The organism is Planococcus sp. ANT_H30, from assembly GCF_008369335.1.
Taxonomy (GTDB): Bacteria; Bacillota; Bacilli; order Bacillales_A; family Planococcaceae; genus Planococcus; species Planococcus kocurii.
Genome location: NZ_VOBJ01000001.1, coordinates 1,031,179 through 1,046,492 on the forward strand (window position 1 = coordinate 1,031,179; position 15,314 = coordinate 1,046,492).

A 15,314-nucleotide genomic window follows, 5' to 3' on the forward strand; every position below is an offset into this window, starting at 1 on the left:
GCAACCAATCGAACTTTCCGATTACGATACGAGTTGAATTAACGAAACAGGTTTTCAAAACTCCATTTTCAACTTACCTTCTTCTAATACCAACTTAGCGTTAAATTTCTTACCGTTTTTTGAAACAAACCCTTTAATAACTGGCGTCTTGCCTCTCGTGCACAAGTATTCAATTTGTTTAGCAGTTAACCGCTTTTTCAAGAACGTTGCGGGAAATGATTGCTTGCAACCAGTAGCGTATTCGGTACAATTGTACGAACCTCTTCGCGATACAATCATGCCAGTCTTGCATCTTGGACAAAGAGCAATCTCATCTTTGGCATCAGGTGTTGCTAGCTGTTCAGGCAATCCGTTTTTCAACATTTGTCCCGGCACTTCGTCTAGCAGCTTTTGGATAAACTTGCCGATGGTTGCCAGGAACACTTCCGCTGAGCCTTCACCTTTACCGATTTTCTTCAGATAAGTTTCCCATTTAGCGGTCATTGATGGACTCGACAATAAATTCCCTTCAATGGATTGACAAAGAATACGACCTTTTCCAGTAATCGAAACAATATTTTTGGTGACTGAGATGTATTCATGCCGTTTTATTGTTTCAATGATGCCACTTCTCGTTGCTTCTGTCCCAAGTCCTTCAATTTCCTTTAAAATTTCAGTATCCCCTACATCTTCTACAAACTTCCCACACGTTTTCATCATGGCGATTAGCTGTCCTTCAGTGTACGGCTTTGGTGGTGTTGTCATGCTTTCTTTTATATCGACTTTACTTTTAACTCGCTCCTGCTCACGTAATTCAGGAAGAGACGATTCTTCTTTCGTTTCTTTGGCAGAAGGAAATAGCTCTTTCCACCCTTTTTCAAGCTCTGTTTTTCCAGTGGTGAAAAACGCCAGCCCTTTAACATCTGTTGTCACCTTGGTTTCGGCATAGCGATAATCTTTGTGGAACATTGCCAACGTCGTCCGCAATACTTCCTCATATAAGTTACGCTGGTCTGTTGCCAGTCCCGCTAATTTTCGGGCAGTCGGGATGGTTTTTGTCGGGATGATGGCATAATGCTCCTGAACTTTGGAACTGTCTACAAATCGCTTTTTCGGCGCTTTGGAAGCAATCGGAAATGGCGCTTCAATCAATTGCTGATATTTTTCAACTTGGCCTGCCAAATAACTAAATTCACCCGGTGTAATGTGCTGGGTATCGGTTCTTGGATAACTGACAAGTTTTTTTTCGTACAGCCCCTGCATAACAGACAGAACTTTAGCAGGACTGTATTTCCATTTCCGATTAGCCACTGCTTGCAAAGTTGATAAAGAGTGCAACTGGGGCGGTGGCGTACGTTTTTCTGTAGTTTTTACTTGTGTGACAACGCCTTCTTCTTTTGCAGCAACAGCATGTTTGGCCAATAGTTCTTCTGCTTCTCTTCTCTCCTTCGCTCTTAGTTTCACTTTACCTTTATAGCGTCCTTTTTCCGCATCAAATAGACCTTCAATTTCATAAAAAGGCTCTGGTACAAATGCTTCAATTTCTTTTTCACGCTGATAAATCAGAAAAACAGTAGGCGTTTGCACGCGTCCAATCGCAAACACTTCGCGTATGCCTTTTTCTTGAAGCAATAAGGAGTACAAACGAGAGCCGTTCATGCCGACCAACCAATCGCTAATTTGACGCGCTTTCGCTTCTTGGTACAACAACAGATCTTGCCGATTATCGCGCAGTTCTTGAAAACCTTTTCTAACTTCATCAGCTTCTAGTGAATTAATCCACAATCGTTGAATCTTTTTACCTTTAGCTCCCGTATGGTAATAGATACTATAAAATATATTGGATCCTTCCCGGTCAACGTCACAAGCATTGATGACCGTATCGGTTTGAAAAATCAATTTTTTTATAATGGCAAATTGCTGCGCCTTACCTCTTGCTACTTGAAACTGGTAGGTGTCTGGCAAAATCGGCAGTGCAGCCAGTGACCATTTCCCCCATTTCGGATTATAAGCCTTTGGTTCTTTTAATTCGACGAGGTGTCCGATGCCCCACGTGATATAGGCACCTTCTGGGAAAATCGCATCCGGTGTAATTTCAATAAAGCCGTCACGTTTCGTGGTTTTGAACGCTTCTGCGTAGGCCTTGGCCTGACTTGGTTTTTCAGCGACTATCACTGGTTTCATGCGCTTCTTCCTCTCCGTTCATTCTTAATCTCATTGTACTCTTCTAGCCAAAGATTCAAAGCAAAAAGACAATTCTCTATATATTGGGGTATAGTAGGTTCTAAGCGAAAACACATAGACAAAGGAGTCGTTTACGATGAACAATAAAACTGCTTTACTAGCAGGAGCCAGCGGACTGGTTGGCAATGAATTGCTCCATATCCTTTTAAACAGCTCACACTACAGCCAGGTAAGAATTTTGGTGCGCCATCCACTCGAACTAATACATGAAAAACTTGAACAGATTATTACCGATTTCGACAAATTGGATGACTATGCCGACTATTTTACTGTCGACGATGTTTATTGTTGTCTCGGTACGACAATCAAAAAAGCCGGATCACAAGAGGCATTCAAAAAAGTTGATTATGACTATCCCCTTAAAATGGCTGAATTGGCAAAGTCTCATCAAGTAAAAAACTTTTTGGTTATTACCGCATTAGGAGCCGACTCCAACTCAAAAGTTTTCTACAGTCGCACTAAAGGACAGCTACAGCTGAATTTGAAGAAAACGGGCTTGACTGCCTTGCATATATTCCAGCCTTCTCTGTTGCTTGGAGAACGTCAAGAATTTCGTTTAGGTGAAAAAGCCGCTACTCTTCTAAGCCCTGTCATTAGCAAAGTACTAAAAGGCAAAATGAAAAAATACAAACCTGTTGAAGCGAAAGACGTAGCAGTCACTATGTATGAAGTGGCCCAGATTGAACGTACCGGTAACTACACCTACCCATCCGATCGAATCGAAATCATAAGTGCTCAAAGCACTGAAAAATAGAAAAAGAGGATGCCTTTTGAAAAGGCATCCTCTTTTTCTATTATAGAATATCTGTCCAAATTTTAATCGCTGTACCTAAAATCAGTAAAGCCAAAATCCATTGGAGATACTTCGTATTCATCTTTTGACCGAGCTTAGCTCCAAGTGGTGCTGCGAGTATACTTGCCACAATCATCACAGCCGCCGGACCGTATAAAATCTGATCTGTGACAATTTTACCGATTGTCGCACCAATCGACGACAAGAACGTAATGGCAAGCGATGTTGCAATGGTCATCCGTGTTGGTATTTTCAATACAATTAACATAATGGGCACTAAAATAAAAGCACCTGCTGCTCCTACAATTCCGGCAGCAATTCCGACAGCAAAGGCTAATCCTGCAGCTAGCCATTTGTTAAATGTCACTTGATCAAGCGGAATGTCATCGACGCCTTTTTTGGGCATGAACATCATTACGACAGCAATCGTCGCGAGGATAGCGTAGACAATATTAATCGCTTGCTCTGATAGTAGAGTAGAGCCAAAGCCACCGATAAAACTACCGACGAGAATGGCACCACCCATATAAGCAATTAGAGTTTTATTTAAATAACCACTACCACGATATGCCCATACCCCAGCGATGGTCGCAAAAAATACCTGTATGGCACTGATCCCTGACACTTCGTGAGCACTAAAAGCCGTATATCCTAGCATTACTGGTATATAGAGTAACATGGGATACTTGATAATCGAGCCACCGATTCCTACCATTCCGGAAATAAAGGAACCTACAAAGCCGATGATAAATATAACAACGATAAAATCTATGCTCATTTAAATCACCTTTCTAATAGGGAAAAGGGTATCGTAACGATACCCTTTGATCCAGCTCTTAGCCTTTCTTGATCCAGAATTTAAAGACGTCGCCTTCTACTTGAGATTCCATTAATTCATGTCCACCTGACTTTGCCCATGCAGCTAAATCTGCTTGTGCACCTTTATCAGTAGCCAAAATTTCAAGAACTTCTCCGCTTTCCATATCTTTCATTTCTTTTCTTGTTTTTACGATTGGCATTGGGCATGCTAATCCTTTCGCGTCTAATACTTTAGTTGATTTCATCAGTATCTCTCCTTTAGGTTGTTTGTAATTTTTTTGTTTTTACTTAACGTACTGCGCAGCGATTCGGTCCAATTTCCATTTCACGCTGTATTTCTTCATCTGGTGTAATCTGACCCATATTTGTTTTGCGAATATCTTGATATGCATTCGGCTGTGGCGGTAAGTTTTTCGTAACCATATCACGGAATTCTTGTTCGTCCGAAATATTCAATCCGTGGTTTTCTTTAAATAAGTCGCCAAGTTTTTTAGCTACACTACCGTCTTCATTTAATTCATCAATAATCATGAAATGAGCTGGAAGAACAATAAGTTCGTTTGCTAGATCCTGATAACGTGAGTAAAGAGATTCTCTCAAATCCCCTACCCAGTCCTCAGCAAGACCTGCAAGATCTGGTCGTCCAATTGAATCGATAAACAAAATATCGCCAGTCATCAAATATTTTTTGTCTACAATAAACGAAGTAGAGCCGATTGTGTGACCTGGTGAGTAAAGTGCTTCAATTTCGAGTTGCGAGCTTCCAATTGCCACTTCTAGACCATTTTCTAAAGCCGCATAGTCAAACACGACTCCTTCTGCATCTTTTGCTGGCAAGTAATACGTTGCACCTGTTGCTTCTGCAATCGCTCGGCCCCCAGAAATATGATCAGCATGCAAATGCGTATCGAAAACATGCTTGATTGTTGCGCCTTTTTCTTGCGCGAAGTCCAAGAAGATTGTTGCCATGCGAGTTGCATCAATTACAGCGGCTTCTCCTTCAGAAATGACCATGTAAGAAAGACATCCCTTGCCTAGACGAACAAATTGATACAATTCGCCGTTGCTCAAATCTCCAACTTTTACAGGTTCCAGGTGTTCACTCCAGGATTTCATACCGCCTTCAAGATACGCTGCAGAAACGCCTTCTTCTGACAGCATTTCCGCTACCATAACCGAAGATCCTTCTTTTGCACACACTACCAAGATATCTCTATCTATTGGCAATTCTGAAACCACTTCTTCGACGCCGTCCAACAAATCAAAATAAGGGATATTCAAATACTGGATATTGCCACCTTCGATTTTCCAATCTGCAAAGGCATCGCCATTTCGTACATCTAAGATAAATAATGGCTGATTATTTACTACTTTTTTTGCTACTTCACTTGCTTTCATTGCTGTTACCGTCATGCGAAATTACCTCCAGGGGTATATTTTTAGTTAAAATTTTTATACAGTTTTCCCTGTCCAGTCTCTCATGCCAGGTACTACGTTATATAGGCTATTAAAACCATTTTTAGTCATCATATCTCCTGCAATACCACTTCTTCTACCTGAATGGCAAATAATGTAGATAGCCTCTTCTTTTGTTAGTTCGTCCATTCGCGCTTCTACTTCCCCTAATGCGATATGAATTGCTCCGGGAATATGAGCCTCTTCGAATTCATCTTTTTCGCGAACATCCAAAATCGTTATCGCTTCATCGTTTTCAACTTTCCGAGTGAAATCTGCCAATGAAATTTCAGGTATTGTAATGGTTTCTTCAGGAGCTCCTGCACCATCTTTTCGGAGGAAATGATGTAACACATCGCCTTCAATTTCAGTCCCGATGTACTGATGTCCAGAACTTTTTGCCCATGCTTGAAAATCAGCCGTTGAACCTTTATCTGTTGCTTGAATTTCAAGTACTTTACCTGAATCCATATTTTTCATCGTTTTTTTTGCTTTGACGATTGGCATCGGACATGCTAATCCTTTTGCATCTAATGTTAAATCTGTTTGTACCATTAAATTTCCTCCTTGAAATTCTGCCAGTTCTTCAGCAGACGATTAGTTTGTTTCGCCGTTCCAATCCAACATTCCGCCGTCCATGTTTGCAACGTTATAGCCTTGATCTTCAAGAAAACGAGTAGCTTGTCCACTACGTCCGCCAGATCGGCAAACCATGATATATTCTGAAGATTTGTCTAGTTCACTCATGCGGAATTCCAATAACCCCAACGGAATATGAATAGCGCCAGGAATTTTCCCTGCTGCAACTTCGTCTGTTTCGCGAACATCGATTAAGTGAATCGCTTGGTTACTTTCTACTATTTTTTGAACTTCTTCGGTTGTCATTGTTTTCATTGTGAATTTCTCCTTTATTTGCGGTAACTGCTCATGCCGCCTCTAATATTTGTTATCGTAGTAAACCCATTTTTCTTCAATAATTGACTAGCTTTGCTGCTGCGCATTCCGCTTTGGCAAATAACCAGTACTTCTTTTTCTTTTGATAGTTCAATCATGCGCTTTGGCAACTCATTTAATGGAATGTTTTTAAAGCCTTTGATATGATTCCCTTTAAATTCTCCTGGAGTTCGCACGTCAATATACTGTTTATCTTTCTTGCCGAGTTGCATTTTCATTTCTTCTGTAGAAATCGTTTGAACTCCTTTAGTAGGTGTTGTGAATCGATAAACTAACCAAAGGACAGCTGCTCCAACTAAAAGCCATGTAATCCACTCCATTTTTCATCTTCCCCTCATATTCAATTTGATTAGATGAATAAGTTAACGTTTCCGTCTTCTGCATCTCCAAGATAAGCCGCAACACCTGCGTATTCAATTCCATCGAGCAATTCTTCTTGTTGTAACCCCAGAAGATCCATTGTCATCGTACAGGCGATCATTTTCACGTCTTGCTCTGCTGCCATTTCAATTAGTTGTGGTAAAGATAATGCATTGTGTTTTTTCATAACTTGTTTAATCATCTTAGGTCCCATTCCACCAAACTGCATATTTGATAAACCGAGTTTATCTGCACCTCTTGGCATCATTTTACCGAACATGGCTTCTAGACGACCTTTTTTCAAAGCTGGTGGATTTTCTTTTCGTAATGCATTCAATCCCCAAAATGTGTGAAAAATTGTTACTTCGTGATCATATGCTGCAGCACCGTTAGCAATGATATAAGCTGCCATCGCCTTATCATAATCACCGCTGAATAATACGATCGTCGTTTTCTTTTGCTCTTGTGCCATTGTATTGCCTCCATTTTTTAAATTACCCGTAGGGGTATATTTTTTCTCCAAAAAAAATAACGTTTTATAGTGACGCCGCACTCTCTTGATACCCTATAGGGTATATTAAAGCAACTCTCTGTGAATGTCAAACAAAATTTTTATCTGCTTTTCACTAGTAAGTCAACAGCTTCTTTTACCATATTCTCTGTGCTTTCGCCCTTCTCTATGCTTTCACGTACGCACGTTTCAAGGTTATCGCTAACAATAACGCCGATAGCACGGTCTACTGCACTTCTTACTGCTGAAAGTTGCATAACGACATCTCTACACTCTCCGTCGTTTTCTACCATTCTAATAACACCCCGAAGCTGACCTTCTATTCTTTTCAATCGATTTTCAACAAGTTTGTCGTATTTCATATTATTGATGCCTCCTATTAATAAACGAAAGGATTCTTGCTTACCTTTATAATATACCCCTAAGGGTATGATGTCAATAGATGAGCTTACAACAACAATCACGTTAAACTTCGGGGATTAACCTTTATAAAAGCGTCTGACTTTTTATGCAGACTGGTCGATGCACTTGATCAAACGTTCTTCAATATCCTCAGCAATCGACTTGATGGTTGGATCTTCAACCATACCAATCAAAGCAGTAGGCTTCGGCATTCCAATTTTCACACCATCACTTTCTTTATACACTACGATTTTACACGGTAAGAAATAGCCAATCATTAAGTTTTCCGATAACACCCGATTCGCTTCTTTTGGATTACAAACCTCTAGAATTCTATAAGGCGTATCGAAGTCTTCCCCTTTTTCTTGAAGTTTGGCAGTTAAATCAAAATTCCAAAGAACACCAAATTTCTCCGCCTTTAAGTTTTCCTCTAAAGCTTCAACCGCTTCGTTTACTGTTTTTAATGTATCTACTGTGTAATTAAACATGTGTTAGTTCCTCCTTTTGTTTTTCGCTCTATCAGTACCCTACCCGGTATAAATCCACCTAAACATTGCACTGTCAGGATTTTCTCATAAAAATAATAGACGAAGAAAAAGAAAACCTTTTTCTTCGTCTATTATTTTAAAGGTTTCCGGGGCATGCCTATACTGAATCTCAGTTTTCTTTTCTTATATCCGCTTGCAATTCAACTTCCACATTGCCTTTAATCGCACGTGTAATCATGCAAGAGCTTTCAGCTTTTTCTGCCAGTTTCTGAACTAATGCTAAATCCTTGTCAGAAGCAGTCGCTTTTAAAACCACTTGTGGTTTGTGAATAATGCGCTTGTACGTAACTACGCCTTTTACGACTTCTACAATACCTTCTGATTCCATCGTTAAAGATGATTTTTCTACCTTGCTGCGCTCCATCATAGCAGCAAGTGTAATAATGTAACAAGTAGCCGCGGCACCCAACAACATTTCATCAGGATTTGTGCCGATTCCGGGGCCATCCATTTCCGGTGGAATCGATATCTGAGTTTTTAATCCGCCTACTTCAATATCTCCTACGTCGTTGCGTAGACCCGGCCAATCTGCTTTTAAATGAAAACTATGCAAAGTCATAAAGTTTCTCCTTCTTAATCCTTATTTTTCTCAATCTCTTCAATACGCGGCATTGCTGTTAACGCACCTGTTTTTGTCGTACAAAGTGCGCCCATTTTATTACCAAAGTCAGTACAGCGAATCACTTCCTGATGTGTTTTAGGCAATCCAAACAAATGGATGTATCTGAGAATACCAGCCATGAAGGCGTCACCCGCTCCTGTTGTGTCTACCGGTTGCACAGGAATAACCGGTACGTGAAAGGTTTGATCTTTACAAACGGCATACGTGCCATTTTCACCATCTGTAACAAAAACCAACGGAATATGATTATGGGATAATTGGGTAATCCCATCTTCCATTCGTTCCGTTTCCATTAAAAAGGCAAGTTCTTCTGTCGTTAGTTTAACAATGTCTGCCGATGAAAGAAAATCCAATATGGTTTTGCGGCAAAGGTCTTCGCTTTCCCAGCGCAATGGTCGAATATTAACGTCATATGAACAAAGGACATCATATTCCTTTGCTAGTTTTAATGCCTTTTGAGTAGTGGCTCTTGCTTTAGGATGAAAAAGAGTTCCTGAACAGAAATGGAATACACTAGCATTTTCAAAAGCTTTTGGTTTTAGTTCATCGCTCGCTACTTGAAGATCAGGAGTTTTGTTAACATATGCTGAGAACACACGATCAAATTCAGGCGTCAAATGAATGTAAACACCACTCACCCTCTTTTCGGGTACCTTGATGGCATAAGTTAAATCTACGCCCTCCTTCAGTAATTCGTTTCGTACAAAAGCAGAAGTCTCGTCGTCTCCTGTAATTGTAATAAATCCTGACGGCACACCTAAACGGCTAACGCCTGCAGCCACATTCACGGTAGCTCCACCAAGATGACGTTCGAAAGTATCATTCGCGGCATTGGTCGCTATATAATCCACAAATGTATCTCCGTATGTCAGCACATGTTTCGTATTTACCATCCGTAGACCCCCTTCGTGTTAATAAACGCCTTCATTGATATACTATATGTTGAACTACTTCTCTATAGCTCAGCTTTTATACTTCTACGATCTATTATTTCAGTCTAAGCAGGTTTTAATCAAGTAACAGGAGGCATACTACATGAATATTATTATACGACAAGCGCAACCCGATGACGCAAAAAAAGTCGCACCACTCATTATCAATGCGATTGGAGACATCGCAAATCACATGACTGCACAAAAAGAACCAGCAGCGGTACTTGAAAAAGTGGAGGATATGATTCGTGGAGAAAATACACGTCATAGCTACCGTTATACATACGTTGCATTAGTAGATGGCAATATTGCTGGCACTTTGGTGCTTTATCACGGCAATCAAGCTGAAGCACTAGATCGCTACTTGGCTGATCAACTGAAAAAACAAGGGCACAATCGTTCAATTGAGCCAGAAGCTCATACCGACGAGTGGTATATCGACACTGTTTCAGTCGATTCTTCCTATCAAGGCCAAGGAATTGGCTCAAAACTTTTCCAATTTGCGGAGGAGCTGGTTTCTTCTCAAGGAGGAGGCAAACTTTCGTTAAACGTTGATATTGATAAAGACGGGGCGATTCGTCTTTACAAACGTCTAGGCTATTCTATTGCCGAACCTTGGACTATTATTGGTGAGCCTTTTCATCATATGGTTAAAGAGATTTCTTGAGCATTTAACTTTTCGTTTGCTTGTGTTCTTTATTTCTTCCCATATATATAGAAGAAAGCCGCTTCAGATTTTTCATCTGGAGCGGCTTTCTAGTTGGAAAACTAAGTTCGTAAAAGTTGGTTGTATTTCATATTGCGAATATTAAAGAACCTCATTTATTGACTTACTGAATTTCTCGTACAAATGATCACGACGATCATCAAAGACCGGAATCCGTTTTCGGACTTTCTCTACTTCGTCCAAATCGATTTCCACATACCCCACGCCTTCGTCTTTTTGCATATCCAAGCGAACTTCTCCCCAAGGAGCTATGACCATCGTACTGCCGCCAAATACATTTTTCGGATCGCTGCCGACGCGATTCACGGCAACGATAAAGCACTGATTTTCAATTGCACGAGCTTGTAAAAGAATACGCCAGTGGTCAATTCGCGCTTCTGGCCATTCCGCTGATACGAAGATCAGCTTCGCTCCATTTAGTGCTTGTGCACGAATCCATTCAGGAAAACGAATGTCATAGCAAATAACTCCGCCATAAACAGTGCCGTCCAGTTTAAACGTCCCAAGTGTATCGCCTTCTTCAAGATGAATATGCTCATCCATTAAACCAAAACGATGTGCTTTGTCGTATTCTGAAACAAGTTCACCGTTTTTATTAACGACATACATCGTATTATAAAAGCCGTTATTCTTCTGTGTTGAAACAGAACCTCCGACAATATTCACAGCATGTTCTTTCGCAAAACTTTTCAGTAGCTCTACAGTTTGGTTAGTGCTGTCTGCTAAAGTACCAAGCTCAGTCAGTGCATATCCCGTGTTCCACATTTCTGGGAAAACAATTGTCTCCGCTCCGTTAGCGGCTGCCTCCGTTAAATAATTTATGACTTGCTGATAGTTCTGTTCGGGCTCTCCGAATATGATATCCATTTGAACACATGCAATTTTCATGTTTTCTCCTCCAGTAGACAAGCTAATCTAAATTCTATAAGATTCGGAGTAGATGTGCAATTATTTCGAAAATGAGGAGAATTTTATGGACTTTTCAAATCGCTTACAAAACTTACCTACTCAGTTTTTTGCTTCACTAGTTGCCAAAACGAGCAAAGCCGTCGCTGAAGGACGCGATGTCATCAATCTTGGACAAGGTAATCCCGACCAACCAACACCCGATCATATTATTAAAGCATTACAAACGGCGGCGGCTGATCCGAAGACACATAAGTACTCACCTTTCCGCGGCATTTCAGAATTACGTCAAGCTGCTGCGAATTTCTATAAACGCGAATATGGTGTAGACATTGATCCTGATTTAGAGGTCGCCATTTTGGCTGGAACCAAAATTGGACTTGTTGAATTGCCCTTGGCATTGCTTAATCCGCAAGATCTTTTGCTGCTGCCGGACCCGGGCTATCCTGACTACTTTTCCGGTGCTCCATTAGCGAATATTGATTACGAATTGATGCATCTCCACCCTGAAAATGGTTATTTACCAGACTTTAATGACTTGTCAGAAACTGTTTGTTCACGTGCAAAATTAATGTATTTGAATTACCCCAATAACCCGACAGGCGCCGTTGCAAATAAAGAATTTTTTGATGACACCGTCGCTTTTGCAAAAGACCATAACATCGCTGTTGTTCACGATTTTGCATACGGCGCCGTAGGATTTGAAGGAAAAAAACCGGTAAGCTTTTTGCAATCTGAAGGTGCCAAAGAAGTTGGGATTGAGATGTATACGTTATCGAAAACTTATAATATGGCGGGATGGCGAATTGGCTTTGCTGTGGGGCATTCGAAAATGATTGAAGCTTTAAATCTAATCCAAGATCATTTATTTGCCGGTTTGTTCCCTGCTGTCCAATTAGCTGCTGCAGAAGCTTTGAATGCGGATCAACAATGCGTAGCCGATTTGGTAGATTTGTATGAAAAGCGACGTAATGTGCTCGTAAAGGAATGCACGCGTATTGGCTGGAATATCGAAGCACCTCAAGGCTCTTTTTTTGCTTGGCTGCCAGTGCCGGAAGGCTTCACCAGTATCGAATTTGCTGATTTTTTACTTGAAAAGGCAGCTATTTCAGTCGCAGCTGGCAGCGGTTTTGGTGATAGCGGAGAAGGATTTATTCGCGTTGGGTTATTGGTTGATGAAAACCGAATCATCGAGGCAATGGACCGTATTGATAAACTAGCACTATTTTAAACTCAAAAAAGACAGCAATCCGTGTTAAAGGGTCGCTGTCTTTTTAAGTTTTAGCGTGACTGTTTTTTATTCTACGATACCCATATGGCTAAAAGGCGCAATTCTGATTTTCACTTCTCCGACAATAGATTTTTCAGAAATAAATCCTAAAATCCTTGAATCCGTACTGTTTAAGCGGTTATCTCCTAAGACAAAATAAGATTCCGCAGGTACAGTGAATTCCTTGAAGTCTTCAGTTAAACGAATCATTCCACGCTGTTTCGCAGTTTTTAAGTTGTTTTCTAAATAGGGCTCAACTTGAGCTTTACCGTTTAGATACAATTGGTCGTCCACCATCGAAATGACATCTCCTGGTACACCAATCACACGTTTAATGAAATTGACGCCATTTGGTGCAGTGAAAACAATCATATCAAAATTTTCTATTGTGTATATTTTCGCTAATACAACTTTGTCATCTTCTTCAAATGTAGGCATCATCGATTCACCATGAACAGCTACCGGCTCAAACAGAAAATGCCGAGATAGCAAGACAATAAGCACCGTTACTAAAATGACGCGCATCCAGGAAATCGATTCTTTTACTGGATCTGTATACATATTGTCACCTCCTGCTTGTCGTTACTCACTGTATTATAATACGCCTTCAGCTTCGTGCATACTTTCTAGTAGTTGTCATACTGCCTATTGTTCCAAAAGGTCATCAACTTACAAAGGACTCCACCTCATTTTTCTAAGCACAATCATCATGTATATCTGCTATTTCCAAGGACCATACTGGCGTCTGAATCGTCAGACTTTTGAGCCCATCGCAATTTTATGTTACACTCAATAAAAAATGTAGGTGATTAGAATGGTAGGAAGAAATGATCCATGTCCATGCGGCAGTGGCAAAAAATATAAAAAGTGTCACGGGAAACAGCAAACTGTGTCTATCAATGATTTGATTAATGAAGAACTATTCAAAGTACGCCAACAGTTCTTCTCGGAAAACCCAAACCAGACACATATTACTGAGTTCCGTGAATTGCAACAAGAATGGCAGCCACATCTAATGAAATCAATGGCTGAAAACGATGCGCAAGCATTTGTTATTGAGAATTTCCTGTTTATGAAAAAACCCGAATTGTGGGAAGAATTTTTAACAAAACACATTGACCTTGCTCAACGTCCAACAACAAAAGAAGTACTTGGAAATTGGAAAGACGTAAAAGTATTCCTTGGTCAATATGTTAAAGGCGATACTGAGAAAGCTCAGTTTACAGACGTCTTCACTGGTGAAACGCTTGAAATGGCAGACCAGCCTCCAACTGATATGGAAAATGGACAAGGTTTACTGGCTATCCTTCTTCCAGACTCTCGTGTTGGAGAAAAAGGCGTTCTTTTCCTAAATGGCTATTTAACCGTTGTTGGAGAGTTTAGTCCATTCTTCGAACAATTAAAAGCACAAATAGCTGCTGAAAATGCTACGCAAGATGAAAGCTATTTACGCGACAACTATTTACCAATTGTTGAACAAATTGTTAAGTACTCAACAGGCAGCGTAGAAGAAAGCATTCAGCTTTCTCCAGAACATGACGCTGTTATGACTGAACTTGATAAGCATATCGAGCAGGCAGAATTTGATAAAGAAACTGTCGACAACATTACAAGCATTTTAAACAGCTACCTTGTCAGTCAACAGCCGACTGTTCAAAAACCCGAAGCGCTTGTTGCGGGGTATTGGAGATTCTTGCAGGATCACGAACTGATTGAAGGTCCGATGCTTTCTGCAAAAGACTTAAGTGAAAAATTTGGTGTATCTTCTAGCACGATTTTAAAGCGTTCAAAAGAATTTAGCGCATACTTCGAAGAATTGTTAGCCAAAAAATAAAAGTTTATCGTGTGAGATATTCTCTTAACGAAAATTACAAAAAAAAGAGTAGCCTCGGTTACTCTTTTTTTGTGTGTTTTTTTAAGTAATGCATACACCTAGCATCATTTTATTATCAGCTAAACATAATTTAATGGGTTACTCCGATATCAAGATACTTATTTTTATTTCTCTTTAAGAGAAGTTTAAATCATTCTCACTGTTTTTCTGCTTATTTTGTGTTTGTTGATAACCCTAAAGGGAATTATAGAGTCGAATAGCAAAACGCTTGAAAACCCGTTATTCCACATAAACTCTCTAACTACCTAGCCTTATGCACAGTAAAATGGATGTTTCTGTGTGCTATGTGGATAAGATGTTTGAATTTTGTTAATTTTATCATATGAATAGGACTTATTAACATGTGGATAAGTTCTATTGAAAGACACATAAGAGGAGGAATTACATGTTTGAAATTACGCTCACTAGCTTTATTCGAATTGTCACTGTCGGTTTTTTAGCTTACGTGGGACTTATTATCTTACTTCGTGCCTCTGGTAAACGTACATTAACTAAATTAAATGCCTTCGACTTAGTCGTAACTGTTGCTTTAGGTTCAACACTCGCCACCATATTATTAGACAGCAGCATTAGCTTACTTGAAGGAATGACTGCATTTGCGTTACTGATTTCCCTGCAGTATTTACTTACTTTTTTTTCGGTTCACTCCAAATGGGTGAACAACGTCATCAAATCAGAACCACGTTTGCTATTTCTGGATGGAAATTTTTTAAGAAAAGCGATGAAAAAAGAACGAATCAAAGAAATGGAGATTTTACAAGCCATCCGCAATACAGGATTTGGCTCTACCGAAAAAGTAAAAGCAGTCGTTCTCGAAACGGATGGGAGCCTATCCGTTATTAGTAGCGAAACGGGCAACGCATTAGAGAACGTAAATTCTGAAAGTTAATCGAACAAA

The 15,314-nt window shown here is 40.1% G+C and carries 19 protein-coding genes; 5 read left to right on the top strand and 14 right to left on the bottom strand.

Features of this window, described 5'->3' with window-relative positions:
• Positions 1 to 54: 54 nt before the first annotated feature.
• The gene (locus tag FQ085_RS04855) at positions 55 to 2,163 is read right to left on the bottom strand and encodes a type IA DNA topoisomerase (RefSeq protein ID WP_149456055.1); all 2,109 of its coding nucleotides are present in this window, start codon (positions 2,161 to 2,163) and stop codon (positions 55 to 57) included.
• Positions 2,164 to 2,299: 136 nt separating this feature from the next.
• Here FQ085_RS04855 and FQ085_RS04860 point away from each other — a divergent pair, with 136 nt between their 5' ends.
• Positions 2,300 to 2,977, top strand: coding sequence for an oxidoreductase (locus FQ085_RS04860; protein WP_149456056.1), 678 nt, complete (start codon positions 2,300 to 2,302; stop codon positions 2,975 to 2,977).
• A 40-nt stretch (positions 2,978 to 3,017) separates the two neighbouring features.
• On the opposite strand, the gene FQ085_RS04865 is transcribed toward FQ085_RS04860, so the two are convergent.
• The 11 genes from FQ085_RS04865 to FQ085_RS04915 form a co-directional block, all read right to left on the bottom strand.
• Positions 3,018 to 3,794 (bottom strand): sulfite exporter TauE/SafE family protein, encoded by a 777-nt coding sequence (locus FQ085_RS04865; RefSeq protein WP_058384242.1) that lies wholly within the window; start codon positions 3,792 to 3,794, stop codon positions 3,018 to 3,020.
• 58 nt (positions 3,795 to 3,852) lie between these two features.
• Positions 3,853 to 4,080 (bottom strand): sulfurtransferase TusA family protein, encoded by a 228-nt coding sequence (locus tag FQ085_RS04870; RefSeq protein WP_049693148.1) that lies wholly within the window; start codon positions 4,078 to 4,080, stop codon positions 3,853 to 3,855.
• 43 nt (positions 4,081 to 4,123) lie between these two features.
• Entirely contained in the window at positions 4,124 to 5,248 is a 1,125-nt protein-coding gene (locus tag FQ085_RS04875; RefSeq protein ID WP_149456057.1) for an MBL fold metallo-hydrolase, read from the bottom strand.
• Between the two features lie 39 nt (positions 5,249 to 5,287).
• Positions 5,288 to 5,845, bottom strand: a complete 558-nt coding sequence (locus FQ085_RS04880) for a sulfurtransferase TusA family protein (RefSeq protein ID WP_058384240.1) — start codon at positions 5,843 to 5,845, stop codon at positions 5,288 to 5,290.
• Positions 5,846 to 5,887: 42 nt separating this feature from the next.
• Positions 5,888 to 6,184 carry a rhodanese-like domain-containing protein gene (locus tag FQ085_RS04885; RefSeq protein ID WP_149456058.1) on the bottom strand — a complete coding sequence of 99 codons (297 nt, stop codon included), beginning with the start codon at positions 6,182 to 6,184 and terminating at the stop codon, positions 5,888 to 5,890.
• Between the two features lie 14 nt (positions 6,185 to 6,198).
• Positions 6,199 to 6,564, bottom strand: coding sequence for a rhodanese-like domain-containing protein (locus FQ085_RS04890; RefSeq protein WP_149456059.1), 366 nt, complete (start codon positions 6,562 to 6,564; stop codon positions 6,199 to 6,201).
• Positions 6,565 to 6,593: 29 nt separating this feature from the next.
• Positions 6,594 to 7,076 carry a DsrE/DsrF/DrsH-like family protein gene (locus tag FQ085_RS04895; RefSeq protein ID WP_049693153.1) on the bottom strand — a complete coding sequence of 161 codons (483 nt, stop codon included), beginning with the start codon at positions 7,074 to 7,076 and terminating at the stop codon, positions 6,594 to 6,596.
• A 140-nt stretch (positions 7,077 to 7,216) separates the two neighbouring features.
• Positions 7,217 to 7,477: a metal-sensitive transcriptional regulator gene (locus FQ085_RS04900; protein WP_049693154.1), complete on the bottom strand. Its 261-nt coding sequence runs from the start codon at positions 7,475 to 7,477 to the stop codon at positions 7,217 to 7,219.
• Between the two features lie 144 nt (positions 7,478 to 7,621).
• Positions 7,622 to 8,005: a DUF302 domain-containing protein gene (locus FQ085_RS04905; protein ID WP_058384237.1), complete on the bottom strand. Its 384-nt coding sequence runs from the start codon at positions 8,003 to 8,005 to the stop codon at positions 7,622 to 7,624.
• Between the two features lie 169 nt (positions 8,006 to 8,174).
• A complete protein-coding gene (locus tag FQ085_RS04910; protein WP_058384236.1) occupies positions 8,175 to 8,624 on the bottom strand; it encodes an OsmC family protein in 450 nt (149 codons plus the stop codon).
• A 14-nt stretch (positions 8,625 to 8,638) separates the two neighbouring features.
• Positions 8,639 to 9,580 carry a carbohydrate kinase family protein gene (locus FQ085_RS04915; RefSeq protein ID WP_058384235.1) on the bottom strand — a complete coding sequence of 314 codons (942 nt, stop codon included), beginning with the start codon at positions 9,578 to 9,580 and terminating at the stop codon, positions 8,639 to 8,641.
• Positions 9,581 to 9,722: 142 nt separating this feature from the next.
• Between FQ085_RS04915 and FQ085_RS04920 the strand changes: the two genes are divergently transcribed.
• Complete coding sequence (locus FQ085_RS04920; protein WP_149456060.1) at positions 9,723 to 10,286, top strand: GNAT family N-acetyltransferase; 564 nt, start codon at positions 9,723 to 9,725, stop codon at positions 10,284 to 10,286.
• Positions 10,287 to 10,427: 141 nt separating this feature from the next.
• Here FQ085_RS04920 and FQ085_RS04925 read toward each other — a convergent pair whose 3' ends face one another.
• Positions 10,428 to 11,234: a carbon-nitrogen family hydrolase gene (locus FQ085_RS04925; RefSeq protein WP_149456061.1), complete on the bottom strand. Its 807-nt coding sequence runs from the start codon at positions 11,232 to 11,234 to the stop codon at positions 10,428 to 10,430.
• Between the two features lie 85 nt (positions 11,235 to 11,319).
• On the opposite strand from FQ085_RS04925, the gene FQ085_RS04930 reads away from it, so the two are divergent.
• A complete protein-coding gene (locus FQ085_RS04930) occupies positions 11,320 to 12,483 on the top strand; it encodes a pyridoxal phosphate-dependent aminotransferase (protein ID WP_149456062.1) in 1,164 nt (387 codons plus the stop codon).
• Between the two features lie 66 nt (positions 12,484 to 12,549).
• Here FQ085_RS04930 and lepB read toward each other — a convergent pair whose 3' ends face one another.
• Positions 12,550 to 13,083 (bottom strand): signal peptidase I, encoded by a 534-nt coding sequence (gene lepB, locus FQ085_RS04935; protein ID WP_149456063.1) that lies wholly within the window; start codon positions 13,081 to 13,083, stop codon positions 12,550 to 12,552.
• Positions 13,084 to 13,336: 253 nt separating this feature from the next.
• On the opposite strand from lepB, the gene FQ085_RS04940 reads away from it, so the two are divergent.
• Entirely contained in the window at positions 13,337 to 14,356 is a 1,020-nt protein-coding gene (locus FQ085_RS04940; RefSeq protein WP_058384227.1) for an SEC-C metal-binding domain-containing protein, read from the top strand.
• 445 nt (positions 14,357 to 14,801) lie between these two features.
• A complete protein-coding gene (locus FQ085_RS04945) occupies positions 14,802 to 15,305 on the top strand; it encodes a DUF421 domain-containing protein (RefSeq protein ID WP_058384226.1) in 504 nt (167 codons plus the stop codon).
• Positions 15,306 to 15,314 lie beyond the last annotated feature (9 nt).